Consider the following 24,270-nt stretch of genomic DNA (forward strand, 5'->3'; position numbering starts at 1 on the left):
GGAATTTCCTCAAGGGATTGGAGCAATGTTAAACAGTTGCTTCTGATCTCAGATTACCACTTACAGGCGGTTGTCATACTCCATTTACATCATTAGCTCCTAGAAGACGGGGAAAGCTCAGGTCTTCTAAACACGCTGGACGAGTTTGGGAGTCATCACACAGCCAGAAACGCTTCCTCTGTAAATCACTAAATTGGCTAATTCCTGCAACTGTTGAATGGCTTCGGCTCCTTCAAGCTTCATGAGTTCGCGGTCATCACGCATTTCTGTCCAGGTAATGCCATAGTCTGACACTAGAAACCGAATTAGATGATTTTCGCCTAAACTCACCATGAAGGAGGCGCTATTCATCTGGCCCCCACAGGTATAGCATGACGCCAGATACCCCTGTCGTTCTAGCACGGTGGCTAGAGCTTGGAGGTTCATCACCAAGTCCTGAACAAATTTGCGGTGCTGCTCTGCAAGTCTGAGAAACATAAATTGTCCTCCTATCACCACACCTAAGATTATTTCCAGAATGTAACATAATCTTAAGGTTTTGGTGCTGAAATATTAATCTTAGTCTGACCCGCCTAAATTGAAAAGATCACCTCCTGGAGGTTAAAACACACACCGTTTTGCAGATTAACGAAACTACTCCCGGAATAAGGTATCTAGGAAAACAATACTGTTAAATTTTTGTTAACTATACGGTTCTAACTAAGCTAAGATCCTACTCTGCAAAGGATTAGCTGAGAAATCACGTCTAAACCTATAAAAAGATTTAATACTTGATATAAGTTTAGTCCCTAGTAATCGGATAGTAGATCTTTCGTTTCCGGGATCAGTTCCTGTTGAAGACCTGCTCAGATCAAAGGCTGTTCCCTTGGATCTTAATCAATTTGCCACCATCCAAACCCAGGGCCAATAAATCGAATCGTAATCCAGACCACCACTAATAACCCAATGCCAATCCAACTGACTTTAGTGGTAATTTCCATAAATTGTTGGCTTTGGTTTTTGGTAATGGGAAGCCAAGGCGAGATTTTTTCTTCTTGGCCATAGCGTTCTCCCATTGTTTCTTTTCGACGTTTAGCTTCACCCATATTTGTATACAAAAGTTAACAGGGACTCTCATTTACTCAACTTTATTGTATTGTATTTAATCGTGAGTTGCAGCATCAAAACTCAGGAGTCGTTGCCAACTTAAACTGGGAATTTCCGAAGATGAATCAACCTGCCATCGCAACAGTTGAAATGCAGATTCACCCACAAGGGAAAATAAGCCGAGCGCTTGTCTAGGGGCAATTGTCCCTAAAGCGATCGCATCTTCCGCTCCACAACAATTCCATTGCACTAAATTTTGTACCCCGATTAGCAAGGGTAACGTGGTTCCGGCTAAAGTGCCATCCGCTAAACGGGCTGTTCCTTGTTTAACCTCAATTTGTCGTTCATCCCAAGGATAAATACCATCGGGAAGTCCCAAGGGTGCTAACGCATCACTGACTAAAAATAAAGGCATTAAATTGCGGGTTTCCCAGGTTGGGGTTATTCCCGACATTCCCAAGAGTAACTTTACCATCAAAGGAGAAACGTGCTGTCCGTCCGCAATAAAACCAGATTGAACTTGATGATTAACTAACGCGGCTCCTAATAAACCGGGTTCTCGATGGTGTAAACTGGGCATGGCATTAAAGGCATGAGTCACCATTGTTGCCCCTTGAATAAATGCTTGTTCTGCCTGGGCTGCGGTAGCCTGGGAGTGACCTAAACTGACAATAATGCCTAAATTGGTCAAATGGGGAATGACGGTTCCTGTGGGGTCTAATTCAGGGGCTAGGGTGATGATTGTAACACAATGGCTATAGTTCCCCAAAACTCGTTGCACGTTATCACGAGTTAAGGGTAACAAATGCTCTTGGGGATGGGCGCCGCGTTTACTGGGATTGAGAAATGGCCCTTCAAGATGCACCCCTAATATTTTAGCGGTGGGTTGGTTTTGGGGAACAGTTTGCATAAATTCGCTAATTGTTGCCAGCGATCGCTGTATTTTCTCAACAGAAGTCGTCACAATAGTCGGCATAAAACCATCAATTCCCTGCTCCCATAAATATTGACAAATTTGAGTTAATTTGGGGAAGTCCTGGGGTTCTAAATCCGGGAATGCTAATCCTAACGCGCCATTAATTTGTAAATCTATTCCGCCCAAGGATAGCCAATCTCCTTGTAAATCTAATTGTTTTATTTCTGTTGAGGATAAAGGTTGAGATAAACTCGACATTGGTTTAATGCCATCAATTTGACCTTGGCGAATTAAAACGTGTTGTAAATTTTGTGATCCAGGGAGACGGACATTGATAATATCGAGGTTAGCAGTGTCTGGCTGTGGTGTTGTTGTCATGAGGAATAATTTAAGACTTTGAACTCTACATCATTATTTCCTAACTCTACTCCTCCTGTTGTGGGGATTATCATGGGGAGTGATTCAGATTTACCCACGATGAGTGCTGCGATCGCTATTTGTGAAGAATTTAGCATCCCCCATGAGGTGGCAATTGTTTCAGCGCACCGTACCCCAGAACGGATGTTTGATTATGCAAAAACAGCCCATCTGCGAGGACTCAAGGTGATTATTGCTGGAGCAGGAGGCGCCGCCCATTTACCGGGAATGGTTGCATCTTTAACTCCTCTACCTGTGATTGGAGTTCCGGTCACAACTCGAACGTTACAGGGGGTTGATTCTCTCTATTCTATTGTACAAATGCCGGGGGGAATTCCGGTGGCAACGGTGGCGATTGGCAATGCTAAAAATGCAGGTTTATTAGCGGTACAAATCTTAGCCAGTCATGATCCTGAACTATTACAAAAGGTTTTAGATTATCGAGAAAACCTGAAACAATCTGTTCTGGAAAAACAAGAGCGTTTAGATCAGGTGGGTTATGCAGAATATTAATTAAGAGTTAAAGGGAATAGGGAATTACGAATTACGAATTACGAATGGGGAATAGCCACCATAGCAATTATTTGTAGCAGACATTTAAGGATTTTTTATATTAGTTTTACTAATTATTTGTTTTAAATAAATTGAATTTTTAAAAGATTGTCAGGAAATCATCATATTTTATTGAAAATTACTCTCAAAGAGTTGACGAGATTCTAGGGGTTCTGGTAGACTTAAGAAAATAGCACCCAAGGGGTTATTGTGTCTATATGGCAAAATGAAGGCTAAAACCCTTATGGTGTCGTTAAATATCTGGATTTTGTGACTAAATTTCTGTGTGGCGATGCACGAGTTTTTAGAAAGAATGGTTTAATCCAAAATACTCCTCTTGACAAAATCAACAAATTGTGTAGAGACGTGCCATGGCACGTCTCTACGGGGAAAAGGGCGATCGCAACCTCCAAGAAGCCTATTTCTATTAAGGGGCGGGGTTTGTAACCCGATTTCCTAACAACAGATAACCGTTATCAACCTGCCCCCATCAACCTCAATTATTCTTCTTCTGAACCGCCATCAAACTCTTCTTCATCATGACTATCAACTTGGGTGACAGAATTGGCTGAAACCACAGCCCCACTGTCTAACGCCCCTCTAACTTTTTGTTCAATTTCAGTTGCCAAGGCTGTATTTTCTTCCAAATAAGTTAGGGTTTTATCCCGTCCTTGACCAATATTATCGCCGTTGTAACTATACCAAGCTCCTTTGCGTTTTAATACTCCTGTTTCTTCCGCTAAATCAATTAAACAACCTAACGTAGAAATCCCTTTTCCAAAGATAATATCAAATTCTGCAATCCGAAAAGGGGGAGCTACTTTATTCTTAGCGACTTTAACTTTAGCCCGAATTCCGTATTCATCCGTTCCCCGTTTTAAGGTTTGAATGCGACGAATATCTAAACGCACAGAGGCATAGAATTTTAACGCATTTCCCCCCGTTGTCGTTTCCGGGTTGCCATAAGTTACCCCGATTTTTTGACGCAATTGGTTGAGGAAAATCACGGTACAATTTGACTTACCAATATTACCCGTAATTTTGCGTAAGGCTTGACTCATTAACCGAGCTTGTAACCCCATGTGAGCATCCCCCATATCCCCTTCAATTTCAGCCCTGGGAACTAACGCCGCCACGGAGTCAATCACAATAATATCAACCGCCACAGACCGCACCAACTGATCCACCACTTCTAAGCCCATTTCTCCGGTGTCCGGTTGAGAAACGAGTAAATTTTCCGTATCCACCCCTAGGACAGCCGCATAAGTCGGGTCAAGGGCGTGTTCTGCATCGACAAAGGCGGCTACTCCTCCGGCTCTTTGCACTTCGGCGATCGCGTGTAACGCTAATGTGGTTTTACCCGAACTTTCTGGCCCATAGATTTCAATCACCCGTCCCTTGGGTAAACCGCCGCCCAAAGCTAAATCTAGGGTTAATGCACCACTGGGAATGGTTTCCACTTTCATCCGGGTGGCATCCCCTAACCGGACAATGGCACCTTTCCCGAAACTTCGCTCAATTTGGTTTAAAACTTGGGTTAGAGCTTTTTTCTTTTCAGAACTAGAATTATCTTTTACTGTAGCCATTCGCTGTAATTGTTAGTAACGGTTAACGGTAAGCGTCCTCGCCACCCTAGATGTCAGGCAAGCATCACTGGTATGGTAGCAGTTTTGCTTGGGTTGTGACTATCGGGGATCAAGGTTCCCGTCAGTGAGCTTAACAATTTTTTGCAGTTCGTCTGCTCAAGCTCTCAGGGAACCTCTTCTCATTGTAAGAAAGATTGATGTTTTCGTCAATATCGGGGAATGGGGAATAATGGATTCCAGAATTATTTTATAACAATCACCCTTAGTCAAGATTTTAGAGACGAAACCGCTTAAAATTTTTAAGGGATGAAACGGATCAAGAAGCGAATTCTACTTATGGCTTATCGATATCTTTTATTTTATAAACCTTATGATGTTTTGAGTCAGTTTACCGATGAAGATCCGACAACAACTCCCCGTAAAACCCTAAAAGATTTTATTTCTATTCCGTTCGTTTATCCCGTTGGACGTTTGGATCGAGATAGCGAAGGATTATTATTATTAACGAATGATAATTTCGTTAAACATCGTTTAATTGATCCTAAATTTGCCCATCCTCGAACCTATTGGGTACAGGTGGAACGCATACCCGATGAAACAGCTTTAAAACAGTTACGTCAGGGGGTACAACTCTCTGATTATCGCACTAAACCTGCACAAGTGAAACTACTTTCCCCAGAACCCAATTTACCTTCTCGTGAACCCCCTATTCGCTTTCGCAAAACCGTCCCGACGGCTTGGTTAGAATTGACTTTAACGGAGGGTCGTAACCGTCAAGTGCGGAAAATGACGGCGGCGGTGGGGTTTCCGACGTTACGGTTAGTAAGAGTAGCGATCGCACATTTAAGTTTAAACCCACTTGAACCCGGTCAATGGCGAGATTTAACGACTATTGAACTGAAAAAATTGATGCAAATTTTAGGAAACTGTTAAAATGACTAACAACACAAAGCGCCTATTTATTTGTGGTTCTGCTCTCCGGGGTCAGCCGGATCATGGTAATTTAGGAAATGCAACATTTGTTAAACCTGCCAAAACTCTTCCCCGATATCGGTTACACGCGGCTGGAAATGGTTGGCATCCAGCAATTTATGAAGTAGTAGAAGGCGGAATTTCCATTCCAGGGGAAGTCTATGAGATCTCCCTAGAACAATATGAACATCTTCTGGCAACCGAACCTCCAAATCTGTATCCAGGGGATGTGATACTAGAAGATGGGGAAGTCTTAACGGCGATGCTCTATCCCCGTGAATTAGTCGAACAATATCAATGGCCTGATATTTCTGAGTTAGGCGGTTGGGCGGCTTATAAAAATCTATAGCATTAAGGAACAGTAAGCTGTGAAAGGCTTATATTCCATCCTTTAATGTTTGCTACAGATAGTTGATCAGATCAGTAATCACTTTTGTCTATTTCCTTTTCCCTTCTGTTCCCTGTTCCCTGTTCCCTATTCCCTATATGTTGAATCCTTAACCGCAATAGTCGGCTAGTTTAGCAACTTTATGGATTAACGTCATCGGTTCAACGGGTTTGGGGATATGATCAGAAAACCCAGCGCGTAGTGCTTGTTTGCGATTCAGTTCCCCCGCATAACTGGTTAATGCCAGCGCTGGAATATTCCCCCCTCGTTCTGGAGGAAGGGTGCGAATTTGACGCAGCAGACTATAACCATCCATTTCCGGCATCCCAATATCACTAATAATCATATCTAGGGGTAAATGCAGGAACAGTTGTAATGCTTCATGGGCTGAGGAAACCGTCGTCACCCTCATTCCCTCCTGTTCGAGAATAAACGAAACCATCTCCAAGGAATCGGATTCATCATCGATTACCAAAACCCGTAACCCTTGTAAACAAATGGGTTCATTGTTACCCGAAGAAAAAACTTTAAGTTCAGGATGCACCATCAAAGGTAACTGAACTGTAAAGGTTGCTCCCAGTCCCTCCCCAGCGCTTTCTACTGTAATTGTTCCGCCATGGGCTTCAATTAATTGTCGAGCGATCGCTAATCCTAACCCTAACCCCCCAAATTGTCGAGTTGTAGATGTATCTTGCTGACTAAATAACTCAAACAGATAGGGTAAAAAGATCGGGCTAATTCCTTTTCCGGTATCTTTCACTTGTAGAGTAGCCCAACCCTCTAGCCGTTGTAATGTTAGGGTGACTTGTCCTTTTTCCGGGGTAAATTTAATGGCATTGGAGAGTAAATTCCAAATCACTTGTTGTAACCGACTGCCATCTCCTAAAATGGGAGGGATATCGGTTTCTAAGTGGGTTTCTATGTGAATTAATTTGACCGTTGCCGCTAACTGAACTGTTTCCAACGCCGCCTGAAGGGGTTCAATTAAACAAACAGGCTCTAATTCCAGACTCAACTTTCCGCGCATTATTCGAGAAATATCTAATAAATCATCAATCAATTGCACCTGAAGTTTGGCATTACGTTCAATGGCGGTTAACGCTTTTTGGGTTTGTTCGGGACTATGGGAACGGCTTTGTAATAGTTTAGCCCAACCCAAGATAGGATTCAAAGGAGTTCTTAACTCGTGGGATAAAATAGCCAAAAATTCATCCTTAACCCGATTCGCCGCTTCAGCTTGTTCACGGGCGATGCGTTGACGTTCCAAGGCTTGATCCCGTTCTTCTAAAGCTTGTTTTTGATCATGAATATCCGTTGATGAACCAAACCACTTAACAATCTGTCCTTGGGAGTCTCGCAAGGGGAAAGCCCGTCCTAGATGCCACCGATATTCCCCATCCGCTGCCCGTTTAAACCGATACTCAATCTCATATTTCCCCCCGGTTTGTACCGCTTGCTTCCAAAGTTCCAGACAAAGCTCTTGATCATCAGGATGCAGAATCGATTTCCACCCCCAAGCCTGAGATTGTTCAAAGGTGGTGCCTGTGTAATCGTACCAACGTTGATTATAGTAATCTACGCTTCCATCGGGTCGGGCTGTCCAAAAGATTTGAGGCATGGAGTCTGCTAATGTCCGAAAGTTTAACTCACTTTGTTGTAAGGCTTCTTCCGCTTGTTTACGCTCTGTGATATCCGTTGAAATACCAATTAAACCAATAATTTCTCCGTTTTCATCTCGATAGGGAGATTTGGTGGAGAGGTGGATGCGCCGACATAAAGGAAAGTCAGCGACTTCTTCAAAACTCTCCACGACTCCAGTTTCAATCACGAGACGATCATTGGCCATAATCCTTTCTGCTTCTGCCTTATTCGGTAGGACTTCAGCATCGGTTTTTCCCACCACCTCCGACTCAGATTTTCTTAACAGCCGTAGGACCGCCGAATTTGCCATTAGAAATTTTCCTTGGCAATCTTTGACAAAAATCAAGGTGGGGGTGGATTCGTTAATGGCATTGAGAATGGCGGTACTTTCGCGTAATGCGGCGGTGGCTTGTTCCCGTTCGGTGACATCAGCCGTCATCCCCAATAGCCGGAGCAGTTTTCCCTGATCATCAAAAAAGGCACGACCACTTTCTTCCAATATCACATTTATACCATCGGGTCGCAGAATTTTATATTGGGTTTTATAGGTGTGATTTTCTGGAGTCAGGGATTTAAGTAGGCTTAGAAAAACCTCCCGATCTTCGTAACTAAGCCTCTGAAAAAACCGTTGTCCGGTGTCTTGTTTAGCTTCCGATACAGGCAGTCCTAATAAAGGTGCACAATGGATAGAACGCTGCACCTGATCCGTTACGGCATCCCATTCAAAAGCAAACATCCGGGCAACTTCCATCCCCAATTGATTCCGTTCTTGGCTTTCCCGTAGGGCTTGCTCGGTCTTATGACGTTCCGTGACATCGGTAACCATCCCCAAAGCTCCGATGACGTTTCCTTGGCTATCAATCAAAGGATTTGTGGAGATAATCACCCAGAGAATAGAGCCATCTCGACGGCGAAAGGCAAAATCCTGTTGGCTGAGTCCCGATATGCGGCGGCTAAGTTTCTGCTTCGCTTGCAATGCAGCCGTTTCATCCATAAAGTCATACAGACTAGAACCGAGCATTTCGGCTTCGGTATAACCGAGCATAAGAGCCATTTTCTGATTCACAAAAGTGGTTTTAGCATCGGTATTGAAAATCCAAATCCCTTCATTAGCCGTTTCGACAATCAGCCGATATAAGGTTTCTCGCTCTGCTAAATCCCTGTAGGCTTTTGACCGTTGAGCCGTTCGTTCTGCGACTCGTTGTTCCAACTGTTGATTTGCCCGTTGTAACGCATCTTCCAGTTGTTTTCGTTCAGTAATATCCTTATGGGAACCCGCCATCCGAATTACCGTTCCCGTTTCATCTCGGCAAGCTTTTCCCCGATCCAAAATCCATTTATAGGAGCCATCCTTACACAAAACTCGATGTTCACTGATATAAAACGGAGTTTTCCCCTGGAAATGATCTTGCAAAAGTTGAGTTACCGAAGGCAAATCTTCAGGATGGACTCGATTTGCCCATTCATTAACATGATTGCTAATCTCATCTTCGGCATAACCCAACATCGTTTTCCATCGGGTTGAGAAAAACACCTCATTAGTAACCACATCCCAATCCCAAACCCCATCATTTGTGCCTTCTAAAGCTAACTTTAACCGTTCTTCACTTTGTCGTAAAGCAGCTTCTAACCCTCGATGTTCCTGTTCTATGGGTTTGTGTTCACTCTTCACTCGTCCCACACCATAAATTAACTGGGTTTCCACAACGGGAAACGCTGTCCAAGCCAGCCATTTATAAGACCCATCTCGACAACGGTAGCGATTTTCAAAATAAGTCGTTGCTGTTCCTTGCCGAAGTTTCTCAACCTGGAGTAGAGTCGAAGGGTGGTCATCGGGGTGGATAAAATCGAGGAAAGGACGAGTAAGTAACTCCTCAGTATATCCTAGGGTGGTTTTAAATGCCGGGTTAATCCGTTTAAAATAACCATCTAATCGGATAATACAGAGTAAATCGAGGGAGAGATTAAAAAAATCCGTTGCTTCATCCGGTGTAATGGATTCTGAATAGGGGGATAGGGGGGTGTCTGGAGCCTCAGATGTTTCTGAAACGTTCATGGTGGCCTTGTGAATGAACTGAAAAACCCAGTTGTCCTACCTTGATTCTTGAACAGGATCAGTTTGTTTACACACTTAGGATCAAGTCAGGAATTTTTATCGGATAGAGACTGTTATTTGATTTTAACTTTGGTTTCGAGAGTTGGTTGTGAGTTTTTAACGGTCAGCACCTCCAACAACCGTTGAAATCATCAGGGCTAAGGCCAACGGATCAACAGGTTTCGGAAGATGCCGTTCAAAACCAACCGCCAGGGCTTGTTCGCGATCTTCGGCACTGGCATAGGCGGTTAAAGCGATCGCGGGAATATTCCCTCCCGCTTCTGGTGATAGATCCCTGACTTGTTGGATTAAAGCATAACCATTGACTTCCGGCATTCCCAAATCACTGACTAACACATCAAAAGAAGATTTCTGGAAGACCTCTAAAGCCTGTGAAGCTTTTTCAACAGCCGTTACCGTTGCCCCATATTCTTGTAAAGTAACTTGAATTAAGTCTCTTGTATCCGCCTCATCTTCCACCACCAATACTCGCAAACCCGATAACAAAACTTGAGATGTTGTTAATTCAACTTCAGAAACCGGATCTCCAGACGTCGGAACTTTCAAGGATTCGGGTTCTAGTAGGGGTAACTTCACCGTAAAAGTTGCCCCCAGTCCTAAACCCGGACTTTCCGCTTGTACCTGACCTCCGTGCATTTCCACCAAATGACGAACAATCGCTAATCCTAATCCTAATCCCCCATGAAGTCGAGTAGTGGAACCATCCGCTTGCCGAAAACGCTCAAACACGAAGGGTAGAAACTCAGGACTAATGCCACACCCGGTATCAATGACTTGAATCTGAACCCAGGATATCGAAGTTGTGTTTTCTAAATTCTCCTCAACCCTTGACACCTTCACCGTAACCTGTCCTTCCGATGGGGTAAATTTAACCGCGTTCGAGAGTAAATTCCAGACAATTTGTTGCAAACGATTGATATCTCCAAAAACCGATGCTGAGGTTGCCGTTTCCCAAACCGTGACAATCTCAACCCCTTTAGCAATGGCAGTGGAACGCACCATTTCAATGGCTTCTTCAACCATCGGCATGATTTTAATAGAATAACAATTCAGGCAAAGTTTACCCTGAATAATCCTTGATACATCTAAAATATCTTCAATTAATTGATTGAGTAATTTTGTATTTCGTTCAATAGTTTCTAAAGCACGGGTGATCACAGCCGAGTCTAACCGACGGGTGCGGAGTAAATTAGCCCATCCCATAATGGCATTCATCGGTGTCCGCAATTCATGGGAGAGAGTCGCTAAAAAATCATCCTTAATTTGATTGGCGGTTTCAGCTTCGGTCCTAGCTGCCTGTTCCCGCGCCAAGAGTTTTTCTCGTTCGGTCGTGGCTAACTTCTGTTCATGAATATCCGTTGCGGTTCCATACCATTTAACAATATTTCCCCCTTGATCTCGTACCGGGACACCTCGACTTAAATACCAGCGAAATTCTCCATCAAACCGCATCAAACGGTGTTCACACTCATAGATTTCTCCCGTTTGTACCGATTGTTGCCAAGCTTCTAGGGTGCGTTGCTGATCTTCTGGATGCAGAACCGGTTGCCATCCCCATCCTTGACCGTCAGTTTGAGTAATGCCACTAAATTCTGCCCATCGTTGATTATAGTAATCAACGGAACCATCGACATCAGCACTCCAGACAATTTGGGGCATAGATTCTGCTAAATTTCGGAAGCGTTCTTCACTTTCCCGTAAGGCGGCTTCTGTTTGTTTGCGTTCGGTAATATCCAGAAAATAAACCGATAATCCCTGAGTTGAAGGATATAAACGCACTGCAAACCAGCGACCAAAGAAGGGATAAAACTCTTCATATTCGATGGGAATTTGTTCATTTAAAGCTTGATGAGCATAGGTATAGGTAGGAGATTCCATTAATTCAGGAAATACCTCCCAGAGGTTGTGACCAATGAGCTCCGCCGCCAATTTGCCTAAAAGTTCCTCCGCCTTAGCGTTAACAAAGGTATAACACCAACGATGATCAAGACTAACAAAACCATCGGTAATACTTTTAAAAATATTAGTAATTTGACGATTTTTGGCTTCTAAAAATTCTTCAAACCGTTTGCGATCAGTAATATCGTAAGTAATCCCCAAAACTTGATCAACTTCCCCTTCAGCATTGAGAACGGGAACATAATTAACAATTGTGGTGTAGCTTCCTAAGTCAGAAGTGGTTTTAGTGACTTCTAATTTTTGAATCCTGCGAGTTGCGATCGCTTTTTTGAGAGTAGGTACATAGGTTTGAGTGAGTTCTACCGGAAATACATCCTCATCTTGATAACCAATCAGTTCTTCCCAAGACTTCCCACTGCGACGAATTCCTTCTGCATTCACAAACTGAAATCGTCGTTGAGCATCATAAATTACTAAGGTATTGGGAATATTATCGAGAGCCATCCGAAATTGTTCTTCATGATCCCGAAGGGTTTGTAACGCTGGATTTTGCTTATTGGTTTCTTGGGGGTGTACCCGTTGGGTAAAGGTCGTCACCACCGACGATGGAGACGTTTCCCCCCCTTGAAATAGAGGTTGAGTGTTGAGCAACAACTCAATCAACTCGCCATCGGGTCTACGACAATAGACAATCACATTCAAACAAGGTCGTCCGGTTGCCAATGTGAGGTAAACTGGACAAGACTCTACTGGAATCGGTGATCCAGCTTGATCCAGGAATATCCAGGGAGATTCAATCGGGTTGATCATCCTTTGAATGGGATATCCGAGAATCTTTTCCGCCGTTAGATTACAGCTTTGAATCTGACCCTCAGCATTTTGAAGGATCATCCCCATATCACCCTCAGTTCGGGAATGAGCTTCGGGTTTTAAGTAGGGTTCTTGTTGTAACGGTGTATAGCTCAATCGGGATTCAGACTGTTTGGAATTCTGCATTATAACAATCCGATTGGAAGTTTTAAGTAATCATTCCTTTCGTCGAAATGAAATTTCTGACGAGAGCAAATTTACTGTCTTAGGGGGGATGTCATTCAAAAATTATAATATAAGCAATGGCTTTTTGGGATTCACCGTACTGTATTCTTGATAGGTATTGAAGAGTTAGTGAATTTGGACTATCTCAATTATTTGGGGATACCCGCCTCAATTACCCATTTCTCAAGCAGATGTTTTAGCAATGGGGGCTTCTATCAATAGCAACATTAAATTTAACAAATACGGATTTGAAGAGTGGAGATTTTATTTAAACAATTTGAATGATACAGTATAGGACATCAGAGATGGCACGCACACCTGCTGATACTTTTTAGATTATCCTAAACTTTTGAATGTTACCCCTCACCTAAATTGTCAGGAAATGTTAAACTGTTGAACTAACCCCAAAAACGGGATACAAGATGAAGCGGGGAAATTCCCTGACGAAATCTCGATCATTAGGTGTGAGGAAACATGACGAAAAGAATCAGTTCAGAACAGGATACTGTTCAAAAGCAACCTGTGGAGGGGAGCATTTTCTCAAATCAGGAACAACTTCTACATCACACAGTTTCTCAACAAAATGGGAAAAAAAAACATCAGTTTGCTTTAGCAACGGGTTCTTTACTGCTATTCACCTTATCTCTGATTACGTTTAATCAAGCAAGTTCAACAGATTTTTTATTAAAAAAAGGAAGTCAAGGAACAGAAGTCAGTCATCTACAACAGCGTTTAAAAGCAGCAGGATATTGGTCAGGGACAATTACCGAAAATTATGATCAAGCAACGGAAAACGCCGTTAAAACCTTTCAAAAAGATCAAGGAATTGAAGCCAATGGTAAAGTAGATGAAAACACAAATTCTGTATTAATAAATACGGTAAAAAATAAAAATTTTTCTTCTCGTTATTTAGATCATAAAGTTGAAACTTTAAACCCTAGAGATGAACGCCTCTATCCTGAATTGGAACTTCAAAAACGAATTAAAGGAGATTTAGCACCCAAATCTGTTGTTTATTCAGGAAATGGGTTATTTTTTGTTCAAAATATGATGTATGAACATTCGATTAATGTTTATGATCGGGAATTTAATTTAATTAAAAAAATCAAGGATGAAGTCAAATTAAAGGATTATGGCTATCCCCATTTTAAAGATAATCAATATCAAGGTTCTCCGGTAGAAGTAGCGTTTTCTCCCGATGGAAAATCAGCTTATGTTAGTAATTATGAGATGTTTGGTTCGGAATTTACCAATCCTGGCTATGATACCTGTGAACCTTCTGATCAATTTGATCCGAGTTTTATTTATAAAATTAATACTGAAACTTTAGAGATTAAAACTGTAATTAAAGTGGGTTCTGTCCCCAAATATGTTGCGGTTTCTCCGAATAATCGTTGGGTTTTAGTTAGTAATTGGTGTTCAGGAGATTTAAGTATTATTGATAGTCAATTTAACCAAGAAATTAAACGAATTCCTTTAGGTCAATTTCCTCGTGGAATTGCGATTGATCCAAACTCAAAAATTGCTTATATTGCGGTGATGGGAACATCAGATATCGCTGTTGTTAATTTAGAAGATTATAGCGTTAATTGGATATATAATGTAGGATTATATCCCCGCCATTTAGTCTTAGATAGTACAGGAAAATATCTCTATGTAACTCTGAATGGGGATGATCATGTTGCTAAAATTGAGACAAAAACTGGAGAAATAATTAACAAAATCTTTACCGGAAGTGCACCTCGCAGTATGGTATTATCACCCGATAATCAGTATTTATATATTGTCAATTACTATTCTAATACGGTGAGTAAAGTTCGCACTGAAACAATGGAACTTATCGATAATATTACCGTAGATTTAAACCCCATTGGAATTACCTTTGATCCTCAAACTCATCAAATTTGGGTAGCCTGTTACACCGGAAGCCTTATCATTTTACAGGATAAATTTTAATGATAGTGGTAGGGAACAGGGAATAGTAAGCATTAAAAAGGTTTTAGGATTTAGAGAGGACGGGTTTAACAAAATTGGGTTGATTTTTAATCAATTTCAATAAACCCACCCTTATAAAATTTGTATCCTTCTGTTTTAAACTAGAAATTAGCTATCGATGAGTTAATTTTCCTCCCGTAACTTCTACTAAACTTCCGGTCATAAAACTACTATCAGAAGACGCTAAAAACACATAAGCAGGAGCGATTTCTTCCGGTTGAGCCGCACGTCGCATCAGGCTTGTCTTATCAAATTCACTCACTTCTTCAATGGGTAAACTAGCGGGAATACTTGGAGTCCAGACCGCACCCGGAACAACAGCATTAACTCGAATATTACGACTGCTTAAATTGGCTGCTAAAGACTTCGTAAAAGCGTGTACTGCGCCCTTACTGGTAGCATAATCAACGAGAATATCCCGACCAATTTGTCCTGAAATACTGCCCGTATTAATAATAGTATCTGCTTCTTTGAGATGATTTAATGATGCTTTCACCATATAGAAATATCCAAAAACATTAGTTTCCATCGTTTCACGAAACTGTTCTAAACTCAGATCTTCAAGGTTACTCTGAGCCATTTGATAAGCCGCATTATTCACTAAAATATTCAGTTTTCCTAACTTTTGAAGCGTTTCTTGTACCGCTTGTTCACAGGAGGCAAAATCGCGCACATCTGCTTTGATTTGTAAACATTTTCTACCCTGTTTTTGTACTTCTTGGCAGGTGATTTTTGCATCCTGTTCATTGTGGTGATAAACAATTGCCACATCAGCCCCTTCCATAGCATAAGCGATCGCAACAGCCCTACCAATTCCAGAATCACCACCCGTAATTAAAGCGACTTTTCCTTGCAATTTACCAGCCGGTTTATACCCAGATAAATCCGTTTGGGGCTGGGGAATCATATCTTCTTGAGAAGCCGGATAGTCGAGTTTCTGTGCTGGAATTTCAGCCGGAGTAAAATGATGTTTATCAGTTTGCATGATCTTAACCTCTATCCTTATATTAAATAATATATTTCACTTCAATTAAACAACACTCCTTCATCAGAAAGAAATGTGCTTGTTTGATAAAAATTTATGTCTAAAGAGATAGAAGATTGGAAGGTTATTTTGTCCCAATCTCCTATCCCAATAGTTTAGAATTAGACCTGATTTTTTATTCTTTCCAAACAAAAACCTTCGCCTCATATTCGGGTAAATCGATGAGAATGTTGTCATCTCCCGACTCGATATCATAATTATTTGTCCACTCATGCCAAGTACCATTTGCAGGGAAATGGGGAACTTGATAACCTGCTAAATATTGATCAGAGAAATTAACAACAACAACCACACGAGATCCTTGATCATTCCATCGGGTATAAGCGAACACTTTAGCATCCGCATCTTCATGGAAAAACTCAATATTTTCAGTATATAAAGCATGATTGGATTTTCGTAAAAAAATCAAGCCTTTGTAATATTGAAATAAACCTTGATTATTGTCATGGCTTAATAATGTCCAATCAATTTTTGCCGAATCAATAGTTTTGGGTTTATATTCTCCAAATTCTTCCCCCATCCAAATCAAAGGAATGCCTACGGCTGTCATCAATAATGCTACCCCTAATTTCACTCGTTTAAAGGCATCTTCGTCAAAAATCTCTCGATTTCCTAACTCCACCATTAACCGATTTTGATCATGGTTGCCCAAATAATTAACCATATTTGTAGCCCCCATAAACCCTTGACGTTTGCCATCTAAAATGTCTTTGAGTTGTTCTAAATCAAAGGTATCCCCACATAAATGATCCGTTAGAATATGATAAAAACTATCATGCCAACAGCCATCCATCGGCCCATCAACGTTGGTAATACTGGGGTTTTCTGGCACATATTCAGCAACGTTATAAAAGGGTTTTATTCCGGCTGCTTCCTTGGCTTCCTGCACAACTCAACCCATAAAATCATAGTTACCAATTTGTCGGGCTGCATCATAACGAATTCCATCAGTATGATATTCTTGAATCCAGAATCTCACCGTATCCCCAATAAATTTTCGAGCCGGATAGGTGTCTAAATTTTCGTCATAAAATTCATAATTAAATTCTGGCCCCCAGTTAAATTCAGCATCTTTTGGATCATGATGATACCAATAATCATGATCAATTTGGGTTAAAGGACAGGAAGATTCTGAATGATTATAAACCCCATCCATTAATACTCGAATTCCTCGTCCATGACATTCATCAATCAGGTTTTTTAATTGCTCAGTTGTGCCATAACTAGACTCCGTAGCAAAGAAATAACGAGGATTATATCCCCAACTATGATCCCCTGGATATTCTTTAACAGGCATCAATTCAATGGCATTTACCCCTAAATCACACAAATAATCTAACTTTTCGATAACGTGCTGATATTTACCCCGTGCATAGGGATCATCTTCTCCGCCAGAAAAATCTCCAATGTGCATTTCATAAATCACTAATTCATGGTCGGGGGGTAAAGGTTTATCATCATTTTTCCAAACATAAGTATCAATAATTTTTTCCCCTTCTTTAATCCGAATGATGCCATTTTGAGTCGGATCATCAATATCTGTAGCATAGGGATCAACAATTTCTACCCATTCATCCGGTTCTACAAACCAACTTTTAGAACGTACTCGAAATTTATATTGATAGGTTCCATCTTCTAACTCTACTTGTGCCCGAAAATAACCATCTTTACCCTTTTTCATCGAAATATCTTTCCAATTAGAAAAACACCCGATTAGTGCTGCTTCTTTATTATAAGGAGCAAACAAAGAAAATTCAATTAAATTAGCCATGTTTTTAAGTCCTTAATGTTTAATGAGAAATCATGTCTAGTTCAATTCACGCAATCAAAAAGCATTACTTTTTTAATAGATTTAGGTCAATTCCCTAGACATGATCTTGAATTTTGCCTGTTAACCAATGACTGCTAACGCCCCTGCACCTGCGGCAGCGATCGCAGAAAGACTAGCGGTAAAAAATAACCACCAGGCGGCTGCGGCTGCGGCTTTTCGAGTTTCTTCGAGTTGATGTTGAGCTTCTCGTTTGACTTGTTCCATCCGCATTTGAGCATCCATTTGTAGACGTTCAGCCCGTTGTAAAACCCGGTTGCGACTGCGTTCAATTTGATCAATAATTCGATTCGCATCCGCTTCTGAAATATCCTCCCGTGAACTTAGAAGTGCGACTAATGTATTGCGATCAAATTGAGAAAGACGATTCCGTAACGCCTCAAAACCCGCTTGTGGATCATCAAATAAGGTGCGAATATCATCCCGAATTCCCTCATAATTTAATTCCGGTCGTTCTAAACTATTCAAATAGTTACGAATCCGATCTAAAATTCCATCCATAACCGATTGAATTCGCTGTTGAATACTTCTAATTTGCTCCAACAATTGTTCCCGGACTTGGAAAATTTGATCAGCAATTTGATTGGCTTCTGCTTCCGTCATATCCTCTCGTTGAACCAGCAAAGCCACTAAGGTTTCTCGATCAAAATGAGATAATCGTTCTCGTAAACTTTCCACACCCACCCGTGGATCATGCAGGAGTAATTTCAAATCCCTTTGAATTCCCGCCGGATTTAATTCCTCCCGATCCGTTGAGCGTAAATAATTGGCTAAAGCACTTTGGAAATCGTGAACTTTATGTTGAGTTCTCCGAGCTAACCTTTGAGGGGTTTTAGCAATACCTTGTAACGTCGATAAGGTACTATCAATTGTCTGATTAATTTGTTCCTCGCTTAAATCATTACGTTGGTTTAATAACTGAACTAATGTATCTCGATCAACTTTAGAAAGCCGTCGGCGAATCGCTCGAATTCCTAGTTTAGGATCTTCTAATAATAAATTGAGATCTCGTTGAATGCCTTCGGGATTCAATTCATCTTTTCCTGTATTTCGGAGATAATCAGCAATCGAATTCATCGCCTGATCATATTGCTGTTGAGCTTTTCCAATTAAGCGTTCTGGGGTATAACGAACTTGCAACCAAGTTGATTCAATTTGATCTAAAATTCGCTCAACTTCCGCTTCACTTAAATCATTCCGAGTTGTTAGTAACTGTACTAAAGTATCGCGATCAAATTGAGAAATTCGTTCCCGAATGGCTGCCATTCCGACTTTAGGATGCTCAAATAAAGTTCTTAAATTGGTTTCAATCCCATCGGGGTTTAATTCCGATTTTCCCGTATCCCGTAAATAGGATTTTACTTGCAACCATTGTTGAGTCACATTGGCTTTAATTTGAGCTTGACGATGTTCCGATTCTTCCAAAACAGATGCTTTTGCTCTATCTAAATTCGCCGCCACAATTAAAACATCGTCGGAGGATAAATCCCCACGTTTTTGTAGGACAAGTTCAAACCAACGTTGCGTTAAAGGAGCTAAACGTTGACTTAACTGCTCAAAACTGACCTGGTTATCTTCCAAAAGAGGTTTTAAATTCAAGAGAATTTTTTCCGAGGTTAATTCGTTAGCTGGTGTGGTCATCATATAATGTTCCACATCTCCTAAAACGGTTAATTGCATTTCCTGCTCAATCGCTTCTTCGGTAACTCGTAAAACCTCTACGCGAATCGCTTCTAATAAATTCGCTAACTCTTGAATTCTAGCTTGGGTAAAAACGCCCCGTTGCCTTAATAAATTGACAAAATCAGCGCGTTTTAATTGATGTAATTGTTCTGCTGTTAATTCAGGATCGGCATTGGGATCATAAATCACATCTCGAAAATCCTGTTCAACTTGTTCGGGTTTCATTTCCCAAAAATAAGTATTCAGGAGATAGTTTTCAACATCAGCTTTAATCGGACTATAAGACTCTTTAGCTGTCAATTGATGAGCAATTTTATGGGTTTGTTCACCCACTTGACTTTTGAGACGATTTAACTGATTCAGAATTTTTTCAACATCGAAATCTGAGAGATCACTGCGTCCGAGTACCAGTCCAATTAAACTATTAAGGCTCATCGTTAAGCCTTGAGACATCATGCTTGTAGGTTGATTGGGATTGTTTTGTTTTTGTTGAGCAATTAAGTCATCTATTTTTTTGTTTAAATCTGTTCCTAATAATTGCTGAGAAGTCGCTGTTTTGAGATAATTAACAAACTCCCCCATCATATCTTGAGGCTGAGGCATTTTGCCAACGGTTTGACGCCAAACACTTTCTAATTGATCGGCAATTCGTTCCACATCCCGACGGGATAAATCCGTGCGACTTTTGGCTAAATCAATAAAAGTTTGACGAGTGAAATTCGGTAAAGAAGCCTGACCTCCCATTTCTTTTAAATTGGGATCATTGAGAATAGTTTCAAACTCTCGACGAATTTCGGGAAGATTTAATTGCGGGGGACGTAATTTTTCTAAATATTCTTCGACTTGTTCACGCATCGTAATCGGATCAATTCCGGCCGTTAGTTCCCGACGCACGGCACTGGCTGCGGCTTCGGCGGTGGCGACAATTTGTTTACTGGCTGCTGCTCCTGTAAAGGCTGCACTTGCCATTCCAAATAAGCTTTGAATCCCCGATGAAGTGGTTTGAAAAACAGAACCAATCATCGAACCAACGGTACTCGAACTCATCCAAACTAAGAGGGAAAAATAGGTAGCCCAAATGACTAAACCCACAATTGCTCCCAAGGTTGGCGAGGTTAAAAGGCTGAGTTTAACCGCTAATAAACAAGCCACAAATAAAGCCAATGTCACCGTAATTACCGTAGCAATTCCTAGGGTTTTTCCGACTTTTTTGAGCGTTCCCCCTACGGAAGAAGATTTATGATCATCTGAATCAGAACTGGAAGAATTGCCTAGGTTTGAAATTCCCGCCGCTACTCCCAAGTTTGTTAATAAAAGTTGGATACCGAAAGCGAGGACGACCCCGGAGATTAAAGCCGTAAAAAATTGAGGGCCACTAAATACTAAAGCAGCTTCTTCAACGGTATCGACATTAGTATTATTCGTAGAAAATTGGGCAATTAATCCAGTTGTTAGATGGATTAGTTCTAAAGTTTTAACCATAATCGGTTCCTTGTTGATTCATCGATTTTTATTAAACAAAATATTAGGCTGAAAGTTGTTTGAGCAAACCCTCCTATTAAGCTCTTCAGCTACAATCTTGAGTGTGTAGGAAAAACGGTTGATAAATCATCTACCCCAAGGATGAAACAAAATAAATTCGTAAGTTTAATCAAAAAAAATAAAATATCATCTATCTAGGGAAAGAATTAAAATTAAGAAATAAAGTTTATAATAAAATTCTACTCTAGTTTTCATCTCAATCTCATTGTTTAGATTTAAGATAGAAATAAGGACGAGACTTATCCGTTGGGATTAACAATCGTGTGAGTAAAAGTAGGGGTGAGATTTCCTCACCCTGAACAGGACTAATCAACATCTCCCTAAAATTTCTATGAATCGTTCCTTACAACACGCTCAAAAATTAAAAGAAGAAATCGTTGATTTTGTCTACGATGCAGAAGGAGAATTAGCGATCGCTTTAGAAACTTATGCGGCTCAACATTCTGGTCGAGAACGTCATGATATTAAAGCTCAAAATTTAATGATTGATACCTTTGTTTTGCAGGGTAAAGTTGGTCAACAAACCCCTTTAGAAATTTTTTTAGCAGAAAATCCCCAATTAACGCCAGAAGAACGAGTCTTATTAAGCGGTTGGTCTAAGAGTTTTCTCGGCTTATTTGAAGTCATAGAATGTGTCGGAGAACAATTTAAGTTAATGAACTGGTTAACGGCTAAATCCTATTTAGTTATTTGGGATGAAGCCTCTGGTGATCCTGAACTCAGCCGTTTAAAACCGGGTGAAATTATTTTAGCTCGAATTGCGCCTTTAAATGAAAATCAATGGATGTTTTTAGGGTCGGGAATTTTAAAAGGAAAATTGGGTAAACCTAAATTAGCCATTGTGATTGGTGAGTTCAAAAAAAATTACAAAGAGTTTTTATATAGTGATGCACCAGAACTCTTAGAAGAGTCTTGGGAGTCGGTGGCTGAATATCATCAAGAATTTGTTAGTTTTTTTGGTCAAGATCAAATTAGTTTATCGGGCTATCAACTGAATAAAAAACTCAACGAACTTTATGAACAATTTAATCAAAAACGGTTAGCAGCCGCCGGAATTGATCAATCGAAATCGTTACGGGAATTAGCAGAAGAAGCTGGAAATGATGCTGAAGACCTCAAAACAGCCGCCCTAGAATCGGGTGCAACAGAGCAAGAGATTGCTAAAGTTTTGGAGTCTAAAACCTTAATGGTTATGCCTAAAGTTGAGTTACCCGATGAGATTAAAAAAGCAGACGAAGTAACCGTATTTTCCCATCCTCGCTGGGGACAACTATTCCTACCGAACTATACTGCTTTTATCGAGCTTTTAAAGATTCCTACGCCTGAAAATACTCCGCAGTTAGAAACTAAAGTGCGAAAATATTTGAAAGAACCCCAATTTAACTATTATATTTGGCAACAGTTAAAACAGGAAGCTTCTCTAGGGCTAGAACAAATCTTAAAACAGGTTTTAGAGCAACCGGATTTTTCCTTAGAACCCGATTTAGATAAAATTTTATTACAATATGATAAACCTTCTGAACCTGATTTACCGGAAATTGCCAGTGTTCCTCGCCATTTAGATGATTTATTTAAGGAAGCTTTAACTCAAATTCAGAAATCTAAACCCAAAAGTAAAACAACTGCTAAAAAAAGCAAAGGGTTTCAATAAATCGGTCAAGTATTTTCCTTCCTCTTCCCCTCTTCTCCCCCGTGTCCCCCTGTCCCCGTGTCCCCGTGTCCCCGTGTCCCCCTGTTCCCTCCTATAAAAAAAATAGAGTAGGATTATCCTACTCTTTTGAACTTTGATGCTGTTAACTGTGAAAAGACTAATGGAACTCCAACGCTTGAAGTTTACAGGCTCCATTTAAGCAACTGTTCTCCGAGTAATTAATCCCCACAGGAAAATTAAGATAATAGCACCTAACACAGCAAAGAAAATACTAGGAATAGTTAAAGCTCCGGCTGAAGCAGCAGCCGCTCCCCCACTTCCAAAGAAGACTTGACCTAAATAACCACCGAGTAAAGCCCCTAAAATTCCTAAACCAATGGTGGCAAAAATACCGCCGCCTTGATGTCCCGGATAAATAGCTTTAGCAATAGCACCTGCAATTAAACCTAATAGTATCCAAGCTAGAATACCCATGATTTTTCCTCCCTTAAGTCCTTTTTATTAAGGCTTTGATTTAACACTTTAATCTTAACAATTGCCTGTTAAACAACTCATCTAGCCAAAGGAATAACTTACATCTTGCTTCAGAGGGAAGCTAAACTCTAGCCATGATTCCCTCCCTTGAGTAAACTAGAGATTAACCAAGTTAATTCAAGGGTAAAGCAATGTCAGAAGGTTTTTTACTCAGCCGTCTTCTTCTCCGTTTTGATGCTCCCGATGATGTGTTATTAACGAATTTATCAGCCGTTGCCTTAACACCCGATGGTAGTTTATGGTTAGGAGCCGATGAAGGAACAGGTCTTGAGCGACTTTCTCCCATTGAATCTTATGTTTATGGTCATCATCAACATTTTGAATTAAGCAATTTTATTCCTTTAGATAATCCAGAAGAAGAAATTGATATTGAAGGCTTAGATTATTTCAATTCCTATCTTTGGTTGGTGGGTTCCCATAGTCTGAAACGGAAAAAGCCCAAGGGAAAAGACGTGAATTCAGATATCAAACGTTTAACCGAAATCAAAAGGGAAAAAAATCGTTATCTTTTAGCTCGAATTCCGGTTAAAAATGGACAATTATTGTCGTCTTTTTCAACTGTTGACTCGGAAAATAAAGAGTTCAGAGCCGCTGTGCTTCAAACGTCTCCAGACGGAAATCAACTGATCGAAGCTTTAAAAACAGATGAACATTTAGGTGTATTTATATCAACGCCTCTTCCTTCCAAAGAAAATGGGTTAGATATTGAAGGATTGGCTGTTTATGAAAATAAAATTTTTCTAGGCTTACGGGGGCCTGTTTTCAGGGGATTTGCCATGATTTTAGAATTAGAAGTTGAAGAAAAAGAACCCGGAGTTTTAACCCTCAAGAACATTGGAGAAAATGGCAAACAATATCGCAAGCACTTTTTTGAATTAAAGGGGTTAGGAATTCGAGAGTTATGTTTACAAGGTGAAGATTTAATTATTTTAGCAGGGCCAACGATGGATTTAGATGGAATTATGAAAGTCTATCGTTGGAAAAATGCTTTAGCTCAATCCAGTAATACGATCTCTTATTTTAATTCTGAATTGTTAGAGTTTTTGTTTGATCTGCCATTTTGTCTCGATAGTGATCACGCCGAAGGTTTAGAACTTTTTAATAGTTTAGAACAACCCGGTTTATTAGTGGTTTATGATTCGCCCAATCCTAACCGAATTTTATCTGAACGGGAAGTTTTTACAGATATTTTCCGATTGTCTAATCCTCTTCAATAGGGAATAGGATACAAAAAAACCCAGTTTAGAAAATTTAAAACTGGGTTTTTTATTTTAGGGAATAATTGGCTTTAATTCTTTATTGACGTTGATTATATTCCATCCCCTTATGAACGCTACAGATGATCCCCCCCAACCCTCCTGTAGAGACGTTGCATGCAACGTCT

General features: G+C 40.5%; 17 protein-coding genes. 6 read left to right on the forward strand and 11 right to left on the reverse strand.

Annotated features, from left to right (window positions below; genetic code table 11):
* Window positions 1-126: 126 nt before the first annotated feature.
* The 3 genes from H6G57_RS02380 to nagA all read right to left on the reverse strand — a co-directional run bounded on the left by H6G57_RS02380 (window position 127) and on the right by nagA (window position 2,380).
* Window positions 127-477, reverse strand: a complete 351-nt coding sequence (locus H6G57_RS02380) for a DUF1815 family protein (RefSeq protein ID WP_190515713.1) — start codon at window positions 475-477, stop codon at window positions 127-129.
* A gap of 395 nt (window positions 478-872) precedes the next feature.
* The gene (locus H6G57_RS02385; RefSeq protein ID WP_190515714.1) at window positions 873-1,085 is read right to left on the reverse strand and encodes a DUF2839 domain-containing protein; all 213 of its coding nucleotides are present in this window, start codon (window positions 1,083-1,085) and stop codon (window positions 873-875) included.
* Window positions 1,086-1,141: 56 nt separating this feature from the next.
* On the reverse strand, window positions 1,142-2,380 hold the full coding sequence (gene nagA, locus H6G57_RS02390) for an N-acetylglucosamine-6-phosphate deacetylase (protein WP_190515715.1): 1,239 nt from the start codon (window positions 2,378-2,380) through the stop codon (window positions 1,142-1,144).
* Between the two features lie 72 nt (window positions 2,381-2,452).
* On the opposite strand from nagA, the gene purE reads away from it, so the two are divergent.
* Complete coding sequence (gene purE, locus H6G57_RS02395) at window positions 2,453-2,932, forward strand: 5-(carboxyamino)imidazole ribonucleotide mutase (protein WP_190516288.1); 480 nt, start codon at window positions 2,453-2,455, stop codon at window positions 2,930-2,932.
* A gap of 539 nt (window positions 2,933-3,471) precedes the next feature.
* Here purE and recA read toward each other — a convergent pair.
* Complete coding sequence (recA, locus tag H6G57_RS02400) at window positions 3,472-4,557, reverse strand: recombinase RecA (protein ID WP_190515717.1); 1,086 nt, start codon at window positions 4,555-4,557, stop codon at window positions 3,472-3,474.
* A 336-nt stretch (window positions 4,558-4,893) separates the two neighbouring features.
* Here recA and H6G57_RS02405 point away from each other — a divergent pair, with 336 nt between their 5' ends.
* Window positions 4,894-5,490 (forward strand): pseudouridine synthase, encoded by a 597-nt coding sequence (locus H6G57_RS02405; protein ID WP_190515719.1) that lies wholly within the window; start codon window positions 4,894-4,896, stop codon window positions 5,488-5,490.
* A 1-nt stretch (window position 5,491) separates the two neighbouring features.
* On the forward strand, window positions 5,492-5,878 hold the full coding sequence (locus H6G57_RS02410; protein WP_190515721.1) for a gamma-glutamylcyclotransferase: 387 nt from the start codon (window positions 5,492-5,494) through the stop codon (window positions 5,876-5,878).
* 148 nt (window positions 5,879-6,026) lie between these two features.
* Here the strand turns inward: H6G57_RS02410 and H6G57_RS02415 are convergent, their stop codons facing one another.
* Both H6G57_RS02415 and H6G57_RS02420 read right to left on the reverse strand, forming a co-directional pair.
* Window positions 6,027-9,614, reverse strand: a complete 3,588-nt coding sequence (locus tag H6G57_RS02415; RefSeq protein ID WP_190515722.1) for a PAS domain S-box protein — start codon at window positions 9,612-9,614, stop codon at window positions 6,027-6,029.
* Window positions 9,615-9,770: 156 nt separating this feature from the next.
* A complete protein-coding gene (locus H6G57_RS02420) occupies window positions 9,771-12,569 on the reverse strand; it encodes a PAS domain-containing hybrid sensor histidine kinase/response regulator (protein WP_190515723.1) in 2,799 nt (932 codons plus the stop codon).
* Window positions 12,570-13,082: 513 nt separating this feature from the next.
* Between H6G57_RS02420 and H6G57_RS02425 the strand changes: the two genes are divergently transcribed.
* Window positions 13,083-14,564 (forward strand): peptidoglycan-binding protein, encoded by a 1,482-nt coding sequence (locus tag H6G57_RS02425; protein WP_190515724.1) that lies wholly within the window; start codon window positions 13,083-13,085, stop codon window positions 14,562-14,564.
* Window positions 14,565-14,715: 151 nt separating this feature from the next.
* Here H6G57_RS02425 and H6G57_RS02430 read toward each other — a convergent pair whose 3' ends face one another.
* The 4 genes from H6G57_RS02430 to H6G57_RS02440 all read right to left on the reverse strand — a co-directional run bounded on the left by H6G57_RS02430 (window position 14,716) and on the right by H6G57_RS02440 (window position 20,641).
* Complete coding sequence (locus H6G57_RS02430) at window positions 14,716-15,588, reverse strand: SDR family oxidoreductase (protein ID WP_190515725.1); 873 nt, start codon at window positions 15,586-15,588, stop codon at window positions 14,716-14,718.
* 175 nt (window positions 15,589-15,763) lie between these two features.
* Window positions 15,764-16,537: an alpha-amylase family glycosyl hydrolase gene (locus tag H6G57_RS29700; RefSeq protein WP_375539501.1), complete on the reverse strand. Its 774-nt coding sequence runs from the start codon at window positions 16,535-16,537 to the stop codon at window positions 15,764-15,766.
* A 3-nt stretch (window positions 16,538-16,540) separates the two neighbouring features.
* Window positions 16,541-17,419: an alpha-amylase family glycosyl hydrolase gene (locus tag H6G57_RS29705; RefSeq protein ID WP_375539502.1), complete on the reverse strand. Its 879-nt coding sequence runs from the start codon at window positions 17,417-17,419 to the stop codon at window positions 16,541-16,543.
* Between the two features lie 120 nt (window positions 17,420-17,539).
* Window positions 17,540-20,641 (reverse strand): MFS transporter, encoded by a 3,102-nt coding sequence (locus H6G57_RS02440; RefSeq protein WP_190515726.1) that lies wholly within the window; start codon window positions 20,639-20,641, stop codon window positions 17,540-17,542.
* Window positions 20,642-21,032: 391 nt separating this feature from the next.
* Here H6G57_RS02440 and H6G57_RS02445 point away from each other — a divergent pair, with 391 nt between their 5' ends.
* Window positions 21,033-22,352, forward strand: coding sequence for a hypothetical protein (locus H6G57_RS02445; RefSeq protein ID WP_190515727.1), 1,320 nt, complete (start codon window positions 21,033-21,035; stop codon window positions 22,350-22,352).
* A gap of 195 nt (window positions 22,353-22,547) precedes the next feature.
* Here H6G57_RS02445 and H6G57_RS02450 read toward each other — a convergent pair whose 3' ends face one another.
* Window positions 22,548-22,826, reverse strand: coding sequence for a GlsB/YeaQ/YmgE family stress response membrane protein (locus H6G57_RS02450; RefSeq protein WP_072718633.1), 279 nt, complete (start codon window positions 22,824-22,826; stop codon window positions 22,548-22,550).
* A 191-nt stretch (window positions 22,827-23,017) separates the two neighbouring features.
* Between H6G57_RS02450 and H6G57_RS02455 the strand changes: the two genes are divergently transcribed.
* A complete protein-coding gene (locus H6G57_RS02455) occupies window positions 23,018-24,103 on the forward strand; it encodes a DUF3616 domain-containing protein (protein WP_190515728.1) in 1,086 nt (361 codons plus the stop codon).
* Window positions 24,104-24,270: the final 167 nt, after the last annotated feature.

The organism is Planktothrix sp. FACHB-1365 (assembly GCF_014697575.1).
Taxonomy (GTDB): domain Bacteria; phylum Cyanobacteriota; class Cyanobacteriia; order Cyanobacteriales; family Microcoleaceae; genus Planktothrix.